The following is a 20,535-nucleotide window of genomic DNA, read 5'->3' as shown; positions in this document are numbered from 1 at the left end:
TGCGACCGGAAGCCTGCCCGCGCCGCCGTCCCCGGCAACCTGCCCGGCGCCCGCCGAGCCCTCGACGGGAGCCCTGGAGCCGCGCGCGTCCCGGCGCGCGCCTCCAGGGGCACGCCCCTGGGCGACCCGGTCGACCCGTGAACGAGCAGGCCGAGTACGAGGACACGCGTCGGTGCGAGGTGAGCGCCGAATGGGCTAAGAAGAAGGGGAACGATCAACGCGAAAAGGATTCGGACGTGCTGCTTCAAGGCGGACGCCACCCGCCGCCGCACTCCCCGCAGCATCAACGACCTTGAGTCATCCTCGCACCGGGGACAAGACTTTTGCAGCGGTACGACAGTAGTTTCGGGCTTTGTCCTGAGCGGATGAGTCATCGGAAATGGACCTGTTCCGCAGTGTTCATGCATTGGTAGCGCAGGACCCCGGAAATGTGCGCCGCGCGCGCCCCCCGTGCAGACCAATGCGCCGAATGCGATCTCATCAATAGGCCGAACGGATGCCCAATAGCCCACTTGACGCACTGTCATGACGGACATCGCGGCTACGCTTCACGCCGTGAAGGCAATCCGCAGATTCACCGTCCGCACCGTCCTGCCCGAACAACTCCAGCCGCTGCACGAGCTGGCCCTCAACCTGCGCTGGTCCTGGCACCCCGAGACCAGGGACCTCTTCCGGTCCGTGGACCCGGAGGTCTGGGCCGCGACCGGCGAGGACCCGGTGCGGCTGCTCGGGGAGGTCCCGGCCGCCCGGCTCGCCGCCCTCGCCGCCGACCGGCGGTTCCTGCGCAGACTCGGCGACCTCGCCGACGACCTGCGCGAGTACCTCAGCGGCCCGCGCTGGTACCAGGCCCAGCAGGAGGCCGGCACCACCCCGCCGCCCGCCGCCATCGCCTACTTCTCCCCCGAGTACGGCATCGCCGCCGCGCTGCCGCAGTACTCCGGCGGGCTCGGCATCCTGGCCGGCGACCACCTCAAGGCCGCCAGCGACCTAGGCGTCCCGATCATCGGCGTCGGCCTGTTCTACCGGCACGGCTACTTCCGGCAGTCCCTCAACCGGGACGGCTGGCAGCAGGAGCGCTACCCGCTGCTCGACCCGGACGAACTCGCGGTCAGCCTGCTCCGGGAGGACGACGGCACCCCCGGCCGGGTCGACCTCGCCCTGCCCGGCGGCCGCACCCTGGCCGCGCACATCTGGAAGGCCCAGGTCGGACGGGTCCCGCTGCTGCTCCTCGACTCCGACATCGAGGCCAACTCGCCCGCCGAGCGCGACGTCACCGACCGGCTCTACGGCGGCGGCAGCGAGCACCGGCTGCTCCAGGAGATGCTGCTCGGCATCGGCGGCGTCCGCGCCGTCCGCGCCTACTGCCGGCTCACCGGGCACCCCGCCCCCGAGGTGTTCCACACCAACGAGGGCCACGCGGGCTTCCTCGGCGTCGAACGGATCCGCGAGCTGGTCGCCACCGGCTCACCCGGCCCCGACAGCGTCGGCCTGGACTTCGCCGCCGCCCTGGAGTCCGTCCGGGCCGGCACCCTGTTCACCACCCACACGCCCGTCCCGGCCGGCATCGACCGCTTCGACCGCGAGCTGGTCGCCCGCCACTTCAGCGGCGACGCCGCCCTGCCGGGCGTCCCGGTCGAACCGGTGCTCGCGCTCGGCGCCGAGACCTGGCCCGGCGGGGACCCGAAGCTCTTCAACATGGCCGCCATGGGCCTGCGGCTCGCCCAGCGCGCCAACGGGGTCTCCACCCTGCACGGCGAGGTCAGCCGCTCCATGTTCAACGGGCTCTGGCCCGGCTTCGACGCCACCGAGGTGCCGATCACCTCCGTCACCAACGGCGTCCACGCCGCCACCTGGATCGACCCGGCGGTCGTGCGGCTCGGCGCCGCCGAGATCGGCGCCGACCGCGCCGAGGACGCCATGACCACCGGCGACGCCAAGCGCTGGACCGGCCTGGAACGGATCGGCAACACCGAGATCTGGGACCTGCGCCGCAGCCTGCGCGCCCAGCTGGTCGACGAGGCCCGCCGCCGACTGCGCGACTCCTGGCGCCAGCGCGGCGCCGGCGAGGCCGAACTCGGCTGGGTCTCCTCGGTGCTCGACCCCGACGTGCTCACCATCGGCTTCGCCCGCCGGGTGCCCTCGTACAAGCGGCTCACCCTGATGCTGCGCGACCCGGACCGGCTGCGCGCCCTGCTGCTGCACCCCGTCCGGCCGGTGCAGATCGTGGTCGCCGGCAAGGCCCACCCGGCCGACGACGGCGGCAAGCGGCTGATCCAGCAGATGGTCGCCTTCGCCGACGACCCGGCCGTCCGGCACCGGATCGTCTTCCTGCCGGACTACGACATGGCGATGGCCCGGCACCTCTACCCGGGCTGCGACGTCTGGCTGAACAACCCGCTGCGCCCGCTGGAGGCCTGCGGCACCTCCGGGATGAAGGCCGCGCTCAACGGCTGCCTCAACCTGTCCGTCCTGGACGGCTGGTGGGACGAGTGGTACGACGGCCAGAACGGCTGGGCGATCCCCACCGCCGACGAGACCGGCGGCGTGCTCGACCCGGAGAGCAGCGAGGCCGAGCGCCGCGACGACATCGAGGCCGCCGCGCTGTACGACCTGATCGAGGACCAGGTCGCCGGCCGGTTCTACGACCGGGGCACGGACGGGCTGCCGCACCGCTGGATCACCATGGTCCGGCACACCCTCGTCACCCTCGGCCCCAAGGTGCTGGCCGGGCGGATGGTCCGCGAGTACGTCGAACGGCTGTACACCCCGGCGGCGCTGGCCCAGCGGGAGCTGGCGGCGGCGGAGCACCACGGCGCCCTGGAGCTGGCGGCCTGGAAGGCGAAGGTCCGGGAGGCCTGGCCGGCCGTCCGGGTCGAGCACGTCGAGGCGGACTGTCCGGACGAGGCGCAGGAACTGGGCAGCTCGCTGGCGCTGCGGGTGCAGGTCGCGCTCGGGGCGCTGGAGCCGGGCGACGTCGAGGTGCAGGCGGTGTCCGGCCGGGTGGACGAGACGGACGGCATCTCGGACGGCTGCGTGCTCGCCCTCAAGCCGGTCGGCGGGTCCGACCTGGACGGCCGGACCCGCTACGAGGGCTCGCTGGAGCTGGGCCGGACCGGCCCGTTCGGCTACACCGTCCGGGTGCTGCCGGCCCACCCCCGGCTGGCCTCCCCGGCGGAGCTGGGGCTGGTGGCCCTGCCCGCCGAGTCGTCGGGGATGGACGCGGGGGTGCTGCGGTGAGGCCCTGCCGCGGGGAGCGCCGGACCTAGGAGGACCTAGACCAGGCTGTCCCGCCAGGCCTGGTGGAGGGCGGCGAAGCGGCCGGATCCGTCGATCAGCTCCTGCGGGGAGCCGTCCTCGACGATCCGGCCCTGGTCCATCACCAGGACGCGGTCGGCGATCTCCACGGTGGAGAGCCGGTGCGCGATGATCACCGCCGTCCGGCCGGCCAGCACCGTGCGCATGGCCCGCTGGACGGCCTGCTCGCCGGGGACGTCCAGCGAGCTGGTCGCCTCGTCGAGGATCAGCACCGCCGGGTCGGCGAGCAGGGCGCGGGCGAAGGCGACCAGCTGGCGCTGCCCGGCGGAGATCCGGCCGCCGCGCTTGCGCACGTCGGTGTCGAAGCCGTCCGGGAGCGCGGCGATGAACTCGTACGCGCCGATGTCCCGGGCGGCCTGCTCGACCTCCTCGCGGCCGGCGCCGGGGCGGCCGATCGCGATGTTCTCGGCGACGGTGCCGGAGAACAGGAAGGACTCCTGGGTCACCATCACCACGCCGCGCCGCAGCTCGGGGGTGGCGAGGTCGCGCAGGTCCACGCCGTCCAGCCGGATCCGGCCGTCGGTCGGGTCGTAGAAGCGGGCCAGCAGCTTGGCGACCGTCGACTTGCCGGCGCCGGTCGCGCCGACCACCGCCACCGTCTGCCCGGCCGGGATCACCAGGTCGAACGGCGGCAGCACCTGCTTGCCGGTGCGGTAGGCGAAACGGGTCTCCTCGAAGCGGACCTCGCGCCCCTTGCCGACGGCCTGCGGCAGTTCGGCGGGCGCGGCGGGTTCGGCGACGGTCGGCTCGTGGGCGAGCAGGCCGGCGATCTTCTCCAGCGCGGCGGCGGCCGACTGGTAGCTGTTCAGGAACATCGCCAGCTGGTCGATCGGGTCGTAGAGCCGGCGCAGGTAGAGCACGAAGGCGGTGAGCACGCCCAGTTCGACCGTGCCGTCGGCGACCAGGTAGGCGCCGAGCAGCACCACGCCGGTGGTCCACAGGTTGGCGGTGACGCGGGAGAGGCCGACGTAGCGGGCGATCTCCAGCAGGCCGTCCGCCGTCGCGGTGGCGGACTGCCGGTTGACCAGGCCGAAGGCCTCGTCGTTGGCCTTCTCCCGGCGGAAGGCCTGCACCGGGCGGATGCCGTTCATGGTCTCGGTGAAGCGGACGATCAGCGAGGCGGCCGAGGTGCGGGAGCGGCGGTAGACCCGGCGCGAGCGGCTGCGGAAGGAGCGGGCGATCAGCGCCAGCGGCAGGATCGACGCCAGCGAGACCAGGCCGAGCCGCCAGTCCAGCACCAGCAGCAGCACCGAGATGTAGCAGACCGACAGGAGGACGGTCAGCAGCTCCTGGAGGCCCTCGGAGAGCAGCTCGCGCAGCGCGTCCACGTCGCTGGTGGCGCGGGAGATGATCCGGCCCGAGGTGTAGCGCTCGTGGAAGTCCAGGCTCAGCCGCTGGGCGTGCCGGAAGATCCGGCCGCGCAGCTCCAGCAGGATGTCCTGGTTGACCCGGGCGCTGATCTTGATGAACGCCCACTGCAGCAGCAGGCTGAGCAGCGCACAGCCCAGGTAGGCGCAGACCACCGCGATCAGCGGGCCGCTGTCGCTCTCGCGCAGCGCCGGGATGCCGCGGTCCATCGCGATGGCGACCAGCAGCGGGCCGGACTGCAGGGCCGCCTGCTGGATGAGGATCACCAGCATCGCGACGCCGATCCGGGCCCGGTGCGGGCCGAGCAGCGAGCGCAGCAGCGCCCGGGGGGCGCCGGGCGGGACGGGGATGTCCTCCTCGTCGGCCGGGGGCGGCGGCGGAAGCTGTTCCTCGACCGGTTCGGCGGTCTCCCGTTCGGCGGGGCCGGCGGGCGAGATGGTGGTGGTCATCGGGTGGTGCCCCCCTCGGAGACCAGTGCGGCCTCGGGCATCGGGGCGGACTCGCCCGACATCAGTTCGCGGTAGTGCGCGCAGTCGCGCAGCAGGTCCTGGTGGGTGCCGACGGCCTCGATCCGGCCGTCGGAGAGCACCGCGACCCGGTCGGCGAGCAGCACGGTGCTCGGGCGGTGGGCGACCACCAGGGCGGTGGTGGCGCCGAGGACCTGGCGCAGCGCCCGTTCGACCAGGGCCTCGGTGTGCACGTCGAGGGCGGAGAGCGGGTCGTCCAGCACCAGGAAGGCCGGGTCGCCGACCACCGCACGGGCCAGGGCGAGACGCTGGCGCTGGCCGCCGGACAGGCTCAGGCCCTGTTCGCCGACCTCGGTGTCCACGCCGTCCGGGAGCTTCTCCACGAAGGAGGCCTGGGCGGTGGCCAGGGCGGCGCGCAGCTGCCGGTCGTCCGCGCCCGGGGCGCCCATCAGGACGTTCTCCCGGACGGTGGCGGAGAACAGGGTGGGCTCCTCGAAGGCGACCGCGACCAGCTCGCGCAGCCGTTCCCGGGGGAGGTCGCGGATGTCCCGGCCGTCCAGGGTGATGGTGCCGGCCGTGGCCTCGTACAGGCGGGGGAGCAGTGCGGTGAGCGTGGTCTTGCCGCTGCCGGTGGCGCCGACCAGGGCCATCGTCTCGCCGCTGCGGATGTGCAGGTCGATGCCGGCCAGCAGGTCGGGGGTGTCGTCGGGGGCGTCGGGGTAGCGGAAGCGGACGCCGGTGAAGCGGATGCCGTCGGGGGTGGCGCCCAGGCCGTCGGCGGTGCCCGGGTCGGCGGTCTCGGGCTCGTCCAGCACCTCGAAGAAGCGGTCGGCGGCGGTGGCGGCCTCGTTGGCGTAGGCGAGCAGCCAGCCCAGGGACTCGACCGGCCAGCGCAGCGCCAGCGCGGTGGAGAGGAAGGCGACCAGGGTGCCGGCGCTCAGCTCGTCGTGGGCGACCAGGTAGGCGCCGGCGGCGAGGGCGCAGCCGAGGGCGATCTCGGGCAGGCCGACGATGACCGCCCAGAGGTTGGCGAGCAGCCCGGCCTTGCGCAGTTCGGTGCGGCGCAGGTCGTGGGCCTGGGCGCGGAAGCGCTCGGCCATCGAGCGGTGGCGGCCGAAGGCCTTGAGGATGCGGATGCCGAGGACGGACTCCTCGATGACGGTGGCGAGGTCGCCGTTCTGGTCCTGGGCGCGGCGGGAGGCGCCGGAGTAGCCCGCCTCGAACCGCCGGGTGAGCACGAACAGCGGGACGGCGGGCAGCAGGATGATCAGGGCGAGCCGCCAGTCCTGGGTGAACATCACCGCCGTGCCGGCGAGGAACATCACCGAGTTGACGATCAGGAAGACCAGCGGGAAGGCCAGAAACAGCCGCATGGTGTACATGTCGGCGGTGGCCCGGGAGAGCAGCTGGCCGGATCCCCAGCGCTCGTGGAAGGAGATCGGCAGCCGCTGGAGCTTGGCGAAGAGGTCGCCGCGCATGGCCGTCTCCAGCCCGGCCAGCGGGCGGGCCAGGACCACCCGGCGGGTGTAGAACAGCGCGGCCTCGACCAGTCCGAGGACCAGCAGCAGGCCGATCAGCGGCCAGAGCCCGCTCAGGTCGTGTTCGGCGAGCGGGCCGTCGACGATCCGGCCGAGGACCAGCGGGACGCCGAGGACGCTCAGCATGGCGACCAGGGCGGCGGCCACCGAGGTGGCCAACCGGCGGCGGACGGCTCGGGCGTAGGGCCACAGGCGCAGGAGGGAGCGGACCGTGGAGCGGTGCCCGGTCGCGGTGTCGTCGTCTTGTCGGTTCTCGGCCATCGTCGTGAGGGTAGGACGAGGTCGCGTCATTTCTCATCAGGTTTTTCACCCCTGACAGAACGCTTCGGCGAGAACCGGCCACCTGTACGGGTGGGGCGCGGGTGAAAAGCGGGGCGCGTGGGGCCGGCCGCAGGGGCCGGAGTGCGCCGCACGTGCGGCCGACACCGCTCAGGTCGTGGCGGCGGGCGCGCGCAGCAGCCGCAGCGAGCGCCCGGCCAGCAGCGTCGCGCCCTGCGGACAGGGCTCGCCGCCGCCCTCGACGGCGGTGTCGACCACCGTCTCGTACGCCTCCTCCGGCGCGGCCCAGGGCTCGCCGGGGAGGGTGAACAGCACCGGTTCGTGGCCGGCGTTGAGCAGCAGCAGGAAGCTGTCGTCCAGCGTCGGCCGCCCGGCCTCGTCCCGTTCGGACATCGCGGTGCCGGACAGCAGCATGCCCAGGCAGGCGGTGGGGGCGAACCAGTCGGCCTCGGTCATCTCCTTGCCCAGCGGCGTGAACCAGGCGAGGTCCGGCTGGCCGCCCGGGGCGGCGGCCCGGCCGGAGAAGAACGCCCGCTGCCGCAGCACCGGGTGGGCCCGGCGCAGCCGGATCAGCCGGGCGGTCAGCTCGCACAGCCCGCGCCAGCGGGGATCCGCCAGGAGCGACCAGTCCAGCCAGCCGAGTTCGTTGTCCTGGCAGTAGGCGTTGTTGTTGCCGCCCTGGGTGCGGCCCAGCTCGTCCCCGGCGGTGAGCATCGGGACGCCGGTGGAGAGCAGCAGCGTGGCCAGCAGGTTGCGCAGTTGGCGCAGCCGCAGGGCGTTCACCTCCGGGTCGGTGGTCTCGCCCTCGACGCCGTGGTTCCAGGACCGGTTGTCGTCGGTGCCGTCCCGGTTGGCCTCGCCGTTGGCCTCGTTGTGCTTGCGGTCGTAGCTGACCAGGTCGCGCAGCGTGAAACCGTCGTGCGCCGTCACGTAGTTGACGGAGGCGTACGGGCGGCGGCCGCCGCGCTGGTAGAGGTCGGAGGAACCGGACAGCCGGTAGCCCAGCTCGCGCACGTCCGGGCGGGCGCCGCGCCAGAAGTCCCGCACGGTGTCCCGGTACTTGTCGTTCCACTCGGCCCACAGCGGCGGGAAGCCGCCGACCTGGTAGCCGCCCGGGCCGACGTCCCAGGGCTCGGCGATCAGCTTCACCCGGCTGAGCAGCGGATCCTGGGAGACGGCGGCGAGGAAGGGGTGGTCCATGTCCACCCCGTCGGTGCCGCGGGCGAGGGCGGCGGCGAGGTCGAAGCGGAAGCCGTCCACGCCCATCTCGGTGACCCAGTACCGCAGCGAGTCGGTGACCAGCCGGACCACCTGCGGGCGGCGGGTGTCCAGGGTGTTGCCGCAGCCGGTGAAGTCGGCGTAGCCGCGCGGGCGGTGCGGGGCCGGGCGGTAGTAGGCGGTGTTGTCGATGCCGCGCAGCGAGAGCATCGGGCCGAGTTCGGCGCCCTCCGCGGTGTGGTTGAACACCACGTCGAGGATCACCTCGATCCCGGCGGCGTGCAGGGCGCGGACCATCCGCTTGAACTCGCCGACCTGGCCGCCGCGCGAGCCGGCCGCCGAGTAGCCGGCGTGCGGGGCGAAGTAGCCGATCGTGTTGTAGCCCCAGTAGTTGACCAGGCCGCGCGACTGGAGGTGGTCCTCGCTGGCGTACTGGTGCACCGGCAGCAGCTCGACGGCGGTCACGCCGAGGCGGGTCAGGTGGGCGACGGCGGCCGGGTGGGCCAGGCCCGCGTAGGTGCCGCGGAGTTCCGGCGGGATGTCGGGGTGGCGCATGGTGAAGCCGCGCACGTGCAGTTCGTAGAGCACCGTCTCGGCCCACGGGGTCTTCGGGCGGTGGTCGTCGTACCAGTCGTCGTCATCGTGGACGACCACGGATCTGGGCACGTAGCGGGCCGAGTCGCGGTTGTCCCGGACGGTGTCGGCGACGTCCGCCTCCGGCCAGTTGCGGACGGCCGCGCAGACCGCGTCGTGGCTGGTGTAACAGCCGTCCACGGCACGGGCGTACGGGTCGAGCAGCAGCTTCGCCGGGTTCCAGCGGGCGCCGGTCCACGGATCCCACCGGCCGTGCACGCGGAAGCCGTACCGGGTGCCGGGGCGGACGCCGGGCAGGAAGCCGTGCCAGGTCTGGAAGTCCTGCTCGGTGAGGCGGTGCCGGCCCTCCCGGCCGTCCTCGTCGAACAGGCAGAGGTCGACCGCCTCGGCGCCGGCCGCCCAGAGCGCGAAGTTGGTGCCCTGGCGGCCCTGTTGGTCGGTCCGGAAGCGGGCGCCGAGCGGCTGCCAGCTGCCGGGCCACGGTGGCTCGGCGGTGTCCCCGCCGGGCGGCCGCACTCCGGCTTCCAGCTCCTGCCCTGACGCCATGGCCGCACCCTCCCTGGACGGGGTGTCCCGGACCCCGTTCACTTCCTCTTTCCCGGATTGCGCAGATCGGAAGCGGCTGAACGGGGGCTTACCGGCGGATGGCGGCCGATGGATGGGGGGATTTCGCGCGGCTGCGCGTGTCCCCGCCGCGATTGCCCTCGTTGTTCCCGGTATCGGGCGTTCCCGCTGCCGGACGTTCCTGGCACCGGGAGTTCCTGACATCGGGAGTTCCCGGCGTCGGGCGTCCCCGGTAGCGGAGGCTCCCGGTACCGGATCTTCCCGGTACCGGACGTGGACAGTGGGAGGCCCCGGAATGCGGCGCCGAGGACGGGTGTGGGCGCGGCGGGCGGCGGCGGTGGCCTGGGGCCTCGCCGTCCTGACGGGGTGCGGCGGCCCCCCGGCGGCCCCCGCGCAGGACGCCGCCGGGCCCGGGGCGCACACCCCGCCCCCGCCGCCGTCCCGGGCGGTCGTCACGGCGCTGCCCGCCGACGGCGCCCAGGACGTGCTGCCGGAGGGCCCGGTCCGGGTGACGGCGGCGCAGGGCCGGCTGGTCACCGTCCGGCTGGCCGACGCCAAGGGCACCGAGGTTCCCGGCACGATCGCCCCGGACGGCGCCGCCTGGACACCCGACGGCCCGTTGCCGCTGGGCACCGCGTACACCCTGGACGCCGTCGCCGAGGATGACCAGGGCCAACGGGCGGCCCAGCACTCGGCGTTCTCCACGATGGCCCGGGCGCACACCTTCGTCGCCTTCTTCACCCCGGAGGACGGCTCCACCGTCGGTGTCGGCATGCCGGTGTCGCTGCGCTTCAGCCGGCCGATCACCGACCGGGCGGCGGTGGAGAAGGCCGTCCAGGTGAGCGCCGACCCGCCCGTCCCGGTGGCCGCGCACTGGTTCGGCAACCAGCGGCTGGACGTCCGCCCGCAGCAGTACTGGGCGGCCGGCACCAAGGTGACGGTGGCGCTGCGGCTGAAGGACGTGCAGGGCGCGCCGGGCGAGTTCGGCACCCAGACCAAGGACCTGCACTTCACCGTCGGCCGGGCCCAGGTCTCCACCGTCGACCTGGACGCGCACACCCTGACCGTCCGGGCCGGGCAGGGCGGCAAGGTGGTGCGGGTGCTCAAGGTGTCCGGCGGCAGCCGTGACCACTCCACCTACCGGGGCGTCATGGTGGTGTCGGAGAAGTACAAGGTGACCCGGATGAACTCGCAGACCGTCGGGATGGGCGACGAGTACGACATCAAGGACGTGCCGCACGCGATGCGGCTGACCAACTCCGGCACCTTCGTGCACGGCAACTACTGGGCGGACCCCGGGGTGTTCGGCGCGGCCAACACCAGCCACGGCTGCATCGGCCTGGCCGACGCCAAGGGCGGTGCGAGCAAGGACTCCCCGGCGGGCTGGCTGTTCGAGCACACCATCCCGGGGGACGTGCTGGAGGTGAAGGCCTCCGCGGGGGACTTCGTGCCGCCGCAGAACGGCCTCAACGGCTGGAACGTGCCGTGGGAGCAGTGGGTGGCGGGCAGCGCCCTCGGGCCGGTTGCCGGTCCCGCCGTCGGTCCCTCCGCAAGCCCCGTCGCGCAGTAGTCGATCTTCACCGCCGATTCACCCCCGATCCACCCACCTCCCCCCGGGAGCCGCTCGGACGGCCCGGCTATCCTGCTCCGGCGCGCCCTGGTCCGGCGCGAAAGATCGGCGCCCGGTGCAACTCATGGGGGCACTCAACGCGTCAAGAGAGTGGATACCGGGAGGGGAGAAACCGTGAAGACGGGGAAGACGGCCGACGCCGCGATACGTACCACCAGCCGTTACCGGCGCAGGGGTGCGATGGCGTTGGTCATGGGCGGGGTGCTGCTGCTCACCGCGGCCTGCGGCGACGACAAGGGCGGAACGGGCGGCGGGGGTGACAACGCGGCGCCCGCGGCGACGGCGGGTGCGGGCGGGACGGCGGCCCCGGCGGGCGCGTCGGCCGAGCCGAAGACCTCCGCCGCGGTGCTGGCCGTCGAGCCGAAGGACGGCGCTCAGGACGTCGCACCGAGCAACGCGTTGCAGGTGTCCGTCTCGAACGGCAAGCTCACCACGGTCGAGGTGACCGACAAGAACGGCAAGCCGGTCGACGGGGCGATCACCCCGGACGGCATCGGCTGGAAGCCCGCCACCGCGCTCACCGTCGGCATGGCGTACAAGGTGAACGCGCAGGCCAAGGACGCCGACGGCCTGGTGGCCGCGTCCACCACGACGTTCACCACGCTGACGCCGGACAAGAAGGTCTCCACCAACGACAACATCAGCGACGGCGCCACCTACGGCGTCGGCATGATCGTCTCGGTGAACTTCAGCAAGACCGTCAAGAACAAGGACGCCGTCCTCAAGGGCATCACCTTCGAGACGAACAACGGCACCGAGGTGAAGGGCCACTGGTTCGGCGACAACCGGCTGGACTTCCGCCCGGCCGAGTACTGGAAGCCGGACACCAAGGTCACCATCAAGTACCGGCTGAAGAGCGTCGAGGTCGCCCCGGGCATCTACGGCGACGTGGACAAGGACGAGCCGTTCACCATCGGCCGCTCCCAGATCGCCACCGCCGACGCCAAGGCGCACCAGATGACGATCGAGCGGGGCGGCAAGAGCACCACCGTGCCGGTCACCATGGGCGCGGAGGCAACGCCGTCCTGGAGCGGGACCATGGTGATCATGTCCAAGGAGAAGGTCACCCGGATGAACTCGCAGACCGTCGGCCTCGGCGGCGAGTACGACATCCAGGACGTGCCGCACGCGATGCGGCTGACCACCTCCGGCACCTTCGTGCACGGCAACTACTGGTCCAACGCGACCAACCCGTTCGGCAGGACCAACGCCAGCCACGGCTGCGTCGCGATGGTGGACGAGAAGGGCGGCAGCGACACCTCCGTCGCGGGCAAGTTCTTCAACGACTCGATGGTCGGCGACGTGGTCAAGGTCGTGAACAGCAAGGAGAAGACCGTCGCGCCCTCCAACGGGCTGGGCGGCTGGAACGTCGCCTGGGCGAACTGGTAGATCCTGCCCGCTGATTGACCGGATAGTCCCGGTTCGTCGGCGCGGTGCAGAAGAGCGGCCCGATCCTCACCCGTTGGGGTCGGGCCGTTCGCGTTTTCGCAGCGCACCGGGCCCCGAATGGCGCAACCTTTCCGGGGGCCGGCGCGTGTAGTGGTCGGGTCCGTCGTGTGCACGGGAGTTGTGCGGGGTTTCGGGTCGTGGGGTTTCGGCCCGCGGGCTTCGGTTCGCGGGTTGCGGGTCGTGGGGTTCGGTTCGTGGGGTTTCTGAGGGAGGGATCGACGTTGAGGTCGATACGCAGAGTGGTGGCCGTCGGTCTGGTGGGCGGCGCGATGGCGCTGACGGCCGCGTGCGGCGGCGGGAGCGGCGGTAGCGGGGGCGGGAGCGCGGCCAAGGCGGACCTGGGGGCCGGCGCGGCCGCCGGGACGGCCTCCCCGGGCGCCGCGGCGGCGAGCAGCGCGGCGCCGAAGGTGTCGCAGGCCGTGGTGAACATCGAGCCCAAGCCCGGCACGGTGGACGTCGCGCCCGACGCGCTCAAGGTCGGCGCGACCGGCGGCAAGCTCACTACCGTCAAGGTCAGCGACAAGACGGGCGCGGAGGTGCCCGGCACCATCGCCGCCGACGGCTCCAGCTGGACCCCGTCGGCCGGCCTCGCCGTGGGCAGCGCCTACCAGGTCAGCGCGCTGGCCGCGGACGCCAACGGCGTGGTCGCCAGCGCGGACAGCAACTTCACCACGCTGACGCCGACGGCCCTCGCCAAGGCCGCCGACAACGTGGACAACGACGCGACGTACGGCGTCGGCATGATCGTCTCGGTGAACTTCAGCAAGGACGTCAAGAACAAGGACGTCGTCGCGAAGGGCATCACCTTCGAGACCGACAACGGCACCGTGGTCAAGGGCCACTGGTTCGGCAACCGCCGACTGGACTTCCGCCCCGAGCAGTACTGGAAGTCCGGCACCAAGGTGACGGTGCACTACCGCCTCAAGAGCGTCGAGATCGCCCCTGGGGTGTACGGCACCGACCGGGACGAGCCCTTCACGATCGGGCGGTCTCAGATTTCGACGGTTGACGCCGCCGCGCACAGGATGACCGTCGAACTGGACGGCAAACCGTCGGACATCGACATCACCTCCGGCTCGCCCGAACACCCGACCTGGAACGGCACGATGGTCGTCATGTCCAAGGAGGGCGTGGTGCGGATGCAGTCCAGCACCCTCCCCGGCATGAGCGGCTCCCCGTACGACCTCCAGGTGCCGCACTCGATGCGGCTCACCGACAGCGGCACCTACCTGCACGGCAATTACTGGAGCAAGCTCATCGGCGAGGACAACGTCAGCCACGGCTGCGTCGCCCTCAAGGACGTCGAGGGCGGCGGCGAATCCACCTCGATGGGCAAGTTCTACGCCGGCTCGATCGTCGGCGACGTGGTGGTCGTGAAGAACTCCACCAAGAAGGAGACCCTCGACCCGGCGAACGGCCTGAGTGGCTGGAACGTGCCCTGGAGCGCCTGGTAGGCCGACCGGTAGCCGCCCTGGTCGGGGCGGTTCCGTGGCAACCCGGGATTGACGCGGACGCGGCCCGGGTTGCCTGCTCCCCACCCTCTTCCGGCTCCTTCCGGGCCCCCTCCGGGCCCCCGCCTGGCACTCTCCCCGGGGTCTCCTTGCACGCGGCATATGCCGACTCGGAGGAGATCGTTTGCTCATTGTCCGTACGCGGCCGCTTGCGTTCCGCAATGATGGACCGCATGGCGGGTTGGGGCGAAACAGATCAGTCATCAGTTCCCGGGGCCGGATTGGTCGCCGAGGCGTCGTGGATCGATGTCCAGGGCGCGCTGGCGGCGCTGGAGCGGCTCAGCTCGGAGGAACTGGAGGAGATGTATTGCGGCAGGCTGAGCGATCAGTCCGTGCCGAACGAGGTACGACTGCCGTCCCGGCCGGAGACCGGCCCGGTGGCCCGCCGACTGGTGCTGTCGGTCCTGGAGTCCTGGGACCTCCATCAGCACCTGGAGGCTGGCGAGTTACTCACCAGTGAACTGGTCTCCAACGCCGTCCGGCATGCCGCCGGACGCACTATCGGGCTCCAGGTGATCCGCAAGCCGGGCTGGCTCCGCGTCGAGGTCCGCGACTCCTCCCGGGCGCTGCCCTGCATGATCCTCGCGGAGCCGAAGCCGGTGACCGAGCGGGGGCGGGGCCTGCGGGTCATCGACGACCTGGCCGACCGCTGGGGTGCCGACCTGCTGCCGCGCGGCAAGGGCGTCTGGTTCGAACTGAAGGTCCGCGAGCGGCACTGACCCTTCCGGGTGTTCCCGGGAAACGCGCAGGGCCCCCGAAGTCGCCGTGGTCCGGCGGATGGGGGCCCCTGCAAGTCATCGCGCCGGCCAAGGGGGTGCGTGCCGCGCGATGGGCGTCGGCCGTGCCAGGTCGGGCCAGCCGAAGTCTCCATGCCCAGGCCGGCGTGCTGTGCCGCCCGCCGTTGGGCTGCTTCGACTATCGCACGGATCTCAGCATGTGGGCAAACCAGGCGACTTGGATTGAAAGGTTTGTAACCTAGTTCACCTTTGGATTTTGCATAGGTTCACGCTGTCGCCTGTGAATATTCACCATCCTCGCCGTCGAGCCTCCGGTGCTTCGTCGCCCGGCCGCCAATTCCTCCGTGAACCCCACCCCGCCGGAACTGCCGGGTAGCATCAGGCCCGTGAACCTGTACTGGCACGTCGTGCTGCCACCGCTCTGCGCCTGATCGGGCACACACGCCGGTGGCTTGATCCCTGCGCTCCCTGCTGCGGCCCTCTCCGGCCGCCAGGAGGCTGCCATGTGTGCCCGTTGCGAAACCAGCTCCCCTGACGGTCTTCGACGACGGAAGTTCACGACTGTGCCGAACCGCATCTCCACGCCCGCGCCCACCCGGGCCACCACCACCCCCGCCGCCCGCCGCACCAGCCCGCTCGGCGGGCCGGTCCCGATCCTGGTCGCCGCACTGCTGTGGGGCACCACCGGGACGGCCAGCTCCCTCGCACCCGACGGCGCCCCTTCGGCGGGCATCGGCGCCGCCGCGCTGGTCCTCGGCGGCCTCCTCCTCTTCCTCTCCACCCGCAGCGCCCGCGCGCTGCCCCGGGCCTGCGGCCGCCGGGAGCGGTGGCAACTCGCCGTCGGCGCCGTCGCGGTGGTCGGCTACCCGGTCACCTTCTATCCGGCGGTGACCCGCGCCGGGGTGGCGGTGGCCACCGTGATCGCACTGGGCAGTGCCCCCGTCTTCGCCGGCCTGCTCGGCTGGCTCACCCGGCAAGGGCGGCCGAGCGGCCGGTGGGCCTGTGCCACGGTGACGGCGGTCGTCGGCTGTGCCGTCCTGGTGCTGGGCCCCGAACTCACCGGCGGCGGCGCGGCGGTGGACACCGTGGGGGTGGCGCTGGCCGCACTCTCCGGTCTCTCGTACGCCGTGTACTCGCTCATCGGCGGGAAGCTCATCTCGCGCGGGCACCCGTCCGCCGGGGTGATGGGGGCGATGTTCGGCGCGGCCGCGCTGCTCGTCCTGCCGGTGCTGTTCCTCGGCGACCTGCGGTGGCTCGCCTCGCCGCGCGGTGCGGCGGTGGTGCTCCACCTCGTCGTGATCACCACCTTCCTCGCCTACCGCCTCTTCGGCCACGGCCTGCGCCGCACCTCCGCCCAGACCGCCACCACCCTCACCCTCGCCGAACCCGCCGTCGCCGCCCTCCTCGGCGTCGCCGTCCTCGGCGAACGCCTCCCCGCCGTCTCCTGGTGCGGCCTCGCCATCCTGGCCGCGGGCCTCGCCGTCCTCACCGTGCCCGTGGGCACCCGCCGTCGCTGACCTGCGGGCGGCACCTGCACAGGAAGTCGGACGGGCCGACTTCCTGTGCGGTGCCGCTGGTTGGCGGTGCCTCGTGACCGGCCGCCCGGCCCTGCCTTCCGATCGCCGATGCCGCCCGGTGGTCGGTGGTCGGTGGACGGTGGGCCAACGCGCCGTGCTTTCCCCGCTCTTGCGCCGAACCGCTTGCCGCCGGGCGCCCCGCTTGGTGGGCTTGACCGCATGGAAGAGACCACTGACAGCCGACCGCAGGCGACGTACGACCGGATCGGGGTCGGCTACCGCGCCATCCGCCGGCCCGATCCCCGACTGCACGCCCTGATCGGTGCCGCCCTCCAGGGGGCCCGGTCGGTGGTGAACGTCGGTGCGGGCGCCGGATCCTACGAGCCCGAGGGCGCCGCCGTCACCGCCGTCGACCCCTCCCAGGTCATGCTCGACCAGCACCCGGGGAGCCGGAAGGTCAAGGCCGGAGCCGAGCAACTGCCCTTCCCGGACGGCTCCTTCGATGCGGCGATGGCCGTCATGACCGTCCACCACTGGTCGGATCCCGAACGGGGCCTCGCGGAGCTGCGGCGGGTCGCCCGGCGGCAGGTCGTCTTCACCTGGGATCCGGCCCACCGTCCGCAACTGTGGCTGCTGGAGGAGTACCTGCCCGAGATCCGGGAGCTGGAGGAGAGCCGCTTCACATCGCTGGCCCAGGTCGTCGATGCGCTGGACGCGCACACCGTGCTGCCCTTCCCCGTCCCGCACGATTTCACGGACGGTTACCAGATCGCCTACTGGCGGCGGCCCGAGTTCTACCTCGACCCGGTCGTCCGGCTGGCCAGCTCGACCTTCGCCCAGTTGCCGCCCGCGGTGGTGCAGCCGGCGATCGCCCGCTTGCGCGCCGATCTCGAATCCGGCGCCTGGCACCGCCGCCATGCCGAACTCCTCGACCAGGAGCAGATGGACTACGGGTACCGGCTGCTCGTCGCGGGGGAGCTCTCCGCGGAGTAGGAAGTCGGACGGGCCGACTTCCTGTGCGCGGGGCCGGGATCGAGTGTCCGAGCGGGGGCCTGGGGGAAATATATCGACCGGTCTACATAGGGCGCGTTAGTGGAGGGCTGGGGCGCATAGGAAGTCGGCGGGGCCGACTTCCTGCGCGGGAGGTGGGTGGGGGAGCGCTGAAAAGGTAGACCGGTCTGCATATTCCGGGCGTGAAAGGTAGACCGGTCTACATAATTTCCCCTACCCACCCACCTGAGGGCCGGGTCGCGCTCAGATGTCGAGGTGGGTGGCGATGCCGGTGAGGACGCAGTCGAGGCCGGTTTCGAACTGCCAGGTGGGGTCGTCCTTGCGGGTGGCCTCGTGGAGGTAGCGCTGGTAGGTGGGGTAGCGGCCGGTGTCCATCAGGAAGGACATCCGGGGGGCGAGGCCGGCGCGGGTCTCGTCGCCGTCGGACCAGCCGTGCTCGCGCTGGAGGGTGCGCAGGGCGAGCTCGGCGGCGACGGACCCGTGGACGTAGCCGGTGACGGTGCGGAAGACCGCCATGGTGGTGTCGGCGTCCAGGCCGTGGTCGGCGAGGGCGGCGAAGGCGCGTTCGGGGATGGCGAGCTGGTTGGGGGTGAGGGGGACGGCGCCGGCGCGGACGATCCACGGGTGGGCCAGGTTCATGGCGCGCAGGTGGAGCGCCAGGGTGCGCATGGTGTCGCGCCAGCCGGTGGCGGGGGTGCCCCGGGGGAGTTCGCCGTAGACGAAGTCGACCATCAGGTCGATGAGTTCGTCCTTGCCGGAGACGTATCGGTAGGCGGCCATCGGGGCGACGCCGAGCGTGGTGGCGAGCCGGCGCATGGTGACGGCGTCGAGGCCTTCGGCGTCGGCGATCGCGATCGCGGCCTCGGCGATCCGGTGCGGGGTGAGGGTGGTGCGCGGCGCGGGGGCCGGGCGGGCGAGGCGCTCCCAGAGTGAGGCCTGGGGCTTGGTCTGGTCGTCGTCCCCGGCGGGGGCCTGCTGGGCGGGCATGACGGCGGGTTCCTTCCGGCTGGGGTCCTCTCACCGTACCACCGGAGTGTACGGCGTATCGGAAGTAGACGGCGTACGCGCCGATGTGTACGTTGTATCTGCCAGATACGTTGTACACATCGTCCCGGAGGGGGATATCCATGGCCAAGGACGTTTCGGAGAAGAGCCTGAAGGTCGCGGTCGTCGTCGGCAGCACCCGGAGCGGCCGGTTCGCGCCCGTCGTCGCCGACTGGCTGCTCGGCCACCTCGGCGCGCGCGGCGACATGACCGCCGACCTGATCGATCTGGTCGAGACCCCGCTGCCGACCACCTTCCCGTCCTTCGGTGGTGAACTGGAGCCGGGCGCCGCCGAGTTGCTCGCCGCCGTCACGCCCCGCCTGGAGGCCGCCGACGCCTTCGTGGTCGTCACGCCCGAGTACAACCACAGCTTCCCGGCCCCGCTGAAGAACGCCATCGACTGGCACAACAGCCAGTGGCACGGCAAGCCGGTCGGCTTCGTCTCCTACGGCGGCCTCTCCGGCGGTCTGCGCGCCGTCGAGCAACTGCGAGTGGTGCTGGCCGAGTTGAACGCCATGACGATTCGCAACACGGTCAGCTTCCACGGCGCCGCCCAGTGCTTCGGCGCCGACGGCCAGCCGCTCGACCCGGCCGCCGACGTCGCCGCCAAGACCATGCTCGACCAACTCGCCTGGTGGGCTGAGGCGTTGCGCGACGCCCGGCGAGTCCGCCCGTTCGCGGCCTGAGCGGCCTGAGCGGCCTGAGTGGCCTGAGCGGGCGCGTCGGGTGGCGCCGGGAAGCAGGGCCGGGGTGAGGCCGGCGGTGGCCCCGCCGCCCAGGGCGCCCCGGAACGCCGAGAGCCCCCGGACGGGTCCGGGGGCTCAGGCGACAGCGGGTGTGATCAGCACTCGATGACGTTGACGGCGAGGCCGCCGCGCGAGGTCTCCTTGTACTTGATCTTCATGTCGGCGCCGGTCTCCTTCATCGTCTTGATCGCCTTGTCGAGCGAGACGTGGTGCCGGCCGTCGCCGCGCAGGGCCATCCGGGCGGCGGTGACGGCCTTGACGGAGGCCATGCCGTTGCGCTCGATGCAGGGGATCTGGACGAGCCCGCCGACCGGGTCGCAGGTGAGGCCGAGGTTGTGCTCGATGCCGATCTCGGCGGCGTTCTCGACCTGTTCGGGGGTGCCGCCGAGGACCTCGGCGAGGCCGCCGGCGGCCATCGAGCAGGCGGATCCGACCTCCCCCTGGCAGCCGACCTCGGCGCCGGAGATGGAGGCGTTCTCCTTGAAGAGCATGCCGATGGCGCCGGCCGCGAGGAGGAAGCGGACGATGCCGTCCTCGTCGGCGCCCGGGATGAAGTTCAGGTAGTAGTGCAGGACGGCGGGGATGATCCCGGCCGCGCCGTTGGTCGGAGCGGTGACCACCCGGCGGCCGGAGGCGTTCTCCTCGTTGACTGCCATCGCGTAGAGGGTCACCCACTCCATCGCGTTGGCCGGGCCGATGCCCTCGGCGCGCATCGCGCGGGCGGCCGCGGCGGCGCGGCGGCGGACCTTGAGGCCGCCGGGCAGGATGCCCTCGCGGGACATGCCGGCCCGCACGCACTCCTGCATGACCTGCCAGATCTCCAGCAGCCCGGTCCGGATCTCCTCCTCGGAGCGCCAGGCCTTCTCGTTCTCCAGCATCAGGCCGGAGATCGACAGCCCGGTCTCCCGGGTGAGCCGCAGCAGCTCCTCGCCGGTGCGGAAGGGGTAGCGCAGCGAGGTGTCGTCGGGCTTGACCCGGTCCGCGCCGATGGCGTCCTCGTCGACGACGAAGCCGCCGCCGACCGAGTAGTAGGTCTTCTCCAGCAGCGTGGAGCCGTCCGCCGCGTACGCCCAGATGGTCATGCCGTTGGCGTGGTACGGCAGCGAGCGGCGGCGGTGCAGGACCAGCTGGGTGCCCGGGTCGAAGTCGATGGGGTGGGTGCCGAGGAGGTTGAGCCGCTTCTCGGTGGTGATCCGCTCGACGTCCTTGTCCGCCTGGTCGACGTCGACCGTGCGGGGGGAGTTGTCCTCCAGGCCGAGCAGGACGGCCTTCGGGGTGCCGTGGCCGTGGCCGGTGGCGCCCAGCGAGCCGTACAGCTCGGCGCGCACGCTCGCCACCTGGGCGAGCAGGTCCTCGGACCGCAGGCGTCGGGCGAACATCCGGGCGGCGCGCATCGGGCCGACGGTGTGGGAACTCGACGGGCCGATGCCGATGGAGAAGAGGTCGAAGACGCTGATGGCCACGGGGGACGTCCTTGTCTGGTCTCGTGGAAGGACTGGCGGGCGGGGGACGACACGGGTCGGGGCACCGCGCACACTGTCCAGTGT

At 72.2% G+C, this 20,535-nt stretch carries 13 protein-coding genes; 8 read left to right on the top strand and 5 right to left on the bottom strand.

Going from position 1 to position 20,535, the window contains the following annotated elements:
• Positions 1-555: 555 nt before the first annotated feature.
• On the top strand, positions 556-3,237 hold the full coding sequence (gene glgP / locus ACFVHI_RS07550) for an alpha-glucan family phosphorylase (protein ID WP_380336688.1): 2,682 nt from the start codon (positions 556-558) through the stop codon (positions 3,235-3,237).
• Positions 3,238-3,272: 35 nt separating this feature from the next.
• On the opposite strand, the gene ACFVHI_RS07545 is transcribed toward glgP, so the two are convergent.
• The 3 genes from ACFVHI_RS07545 to glgX form a co-directional block, all read right to left on the bottom strand.
• Positions 3,273-5,132, bottom strand: coding sequence for an ABC transporter ATP-binding protein (locus ACFVHI_RS07545; RefSeq protein WP_363371973.1), 1,860 nt, complete (start codon positions 5,130-5,132; stop codon positions 3,273-3,275).
• Positions 5,129-6,949, bottom strand: a complete 1,821-nt coding sequence (locus tag ACFVHI_RS07540) for an ABC transporter ATP-binding protein (RefSeq protein WP_063347758.1) — start codon at positions 6,947-6,949, stop codon at positions 5,129-5,131. Before ACFVHI_RS07540 ends, ACFVHI_RS07545 begins: the two co-directional genes overlap by 4 nt.
• Before the next feature lie 168 nt (positions 6,950-7,117).
• Positions 7,118-9,325: a glycogen debranching protein GlgX gene (gene glgX / locus ACFVHI_RS07535; protein WP_063347757.1), complete on the bottom strand. Its 2,208-nt coding sequence runs from the start codon at positions 9,323-9,325 to the stop codon at positions 7,118-7,120.
• Between the two features lie 313 nt (positions 9,326-9,638).
• Between glgX and ACFVHI_RS07530 the strand changes: the two genes are divergently transcribed.
• From ACFVHI_RS07530 to ACFVHI_RS07505, 6 genes are all read left to right on the top strand, one after another.
• On the top strand, positions 9,639-10,913 hold the full coding sequence (locus ACFVHI_RS07530) for an Ig-like domain-containing protein (RefSeq protein WP_380336683.1): 1,275 nt from the start codon (positions 9,639-9,641) through the stop codon (positions 10,911-10,913).
• 174 nt (positions 10,914-11,087) lie between these two features.
• A complete protein-coding gene (locus ACFVHI_RS07525; RefSeq protein WP_380336680.1) occupies positions 11,088-12,362 on the top strand; it encodes an Ig-like domain-containing protein in 1,275 nt (424 codons plus the stop codon).
• Between the two features lie 281 nt (positions 12,363-12,643).
• Positions 12,644-13,876 (top strand): Ig-like domain-containing protein, encoded by a 1,233-nt coding sequence (locus ACFVHI_RS07520; RefSeq protein ID WP_380336677.1) that lies wholly within the window; start codon positions 12,644-12,646, stop codon positions 13,874-13,876.
• 278 nt (positions 13,877-14,154) lie between these two features.
• On the top strand, positions 14,155-14,652 hold the full coding sequence (locus ACFVHI_RS07515) for an ATP-binding protein (RefSeq protein WP_244293363.1): 498 nt from the start codon (positions 14,155-14,157) through the stop codon (positions 14,650-14,652).
• Positions 14,653-15,233: 581 nt separating this feature from the next.
• Complete coding sequence (locus tag ACFVHI_RS07510) at positions 15,234-16,187, top strand: DMT family transporter (RefSeq protein WP_380336673.1); 954 nt, start codon at positions 15,234-15,236, stop codon at positions 16,185-16,187.
• 219 nt (positions 16,188-16,406) lie between these two features.
• A complete protein-coding gene (locus tag ACFVHI_RS07505) occupies positions 16,407-17,180 on the top strand; it encodes a class I SAM-dependent methyltransferase (protein WP_380336670.1) in 774 nt (257 codons plus the stop codon).
• A 261-nt stretch (positions 17,181-17,441) separates the two neighbouring features.
• Here the strand turns inward: ACFVHI_RS07505 and ACFVHI_RS07500 are convergent, their stop codons facing one another.
• Positions 17,442-18,185 (bottom strand): TetR/AcrR family transcriptional regulator, encoded by a 744-nt coding sequence (locus tag ACFVHI_RS07500; protein WP_063347751.1) that lies wholly within the window; start codon positions 18,183-18,185, stop codon positions 17,442-17,444.
• A 140-nt stretch (positions 18,186-18,325) separates the two neighbouring features.
• On the opposite strand from ACFVHI_RS07500, the gene ACFVHI_RS07495 reads away from it, so the two are divergent.
• Positions 18,326-18,928: an NADPH-dependent FMN reductase gene (locus ACFVHI_RS07495; RefSeq protein ID WP_380336666.1), complete on the top strand. Its 603-nt coding sequence runs from the start codon at positions 18,326-18,328 to the stop codon at positions 18,926-18,928.
• A gap of 155 nt (positions 18,929-19,083) precedes the next feature.
• On the opposite strand, the gene ACFVHI_RS07490 is transcribed toward ACFVHI_RS07495, so the two are convergent.
• Entirely contained in the window at positions 19,084-20,451 is a 1,368-nt protein-coding gene (locus ACFVHI_RS07490; RefSeq protein WP_380336663.1) for an L-serine ammonia-lyase, read from the bottom strand.
• Between the last annotated feature and the right edge of the window lie 84 nt (positions 20,452-20,535).

This window comes from Kitasatospora sp. NPDC127121 (assembly GCF_042677305.1).
In the GTDB taxonomy this organism is placed as follows: Bacteria; Actinomycetota; Actinomycetes; order Streptomycetales; family Streptomycetaceae; genus Kitasatospora.
Note: the sequence above shows the minus strand (reverse complement) of the source record. Positions and strands in the feature narration are given on the sequence as shown.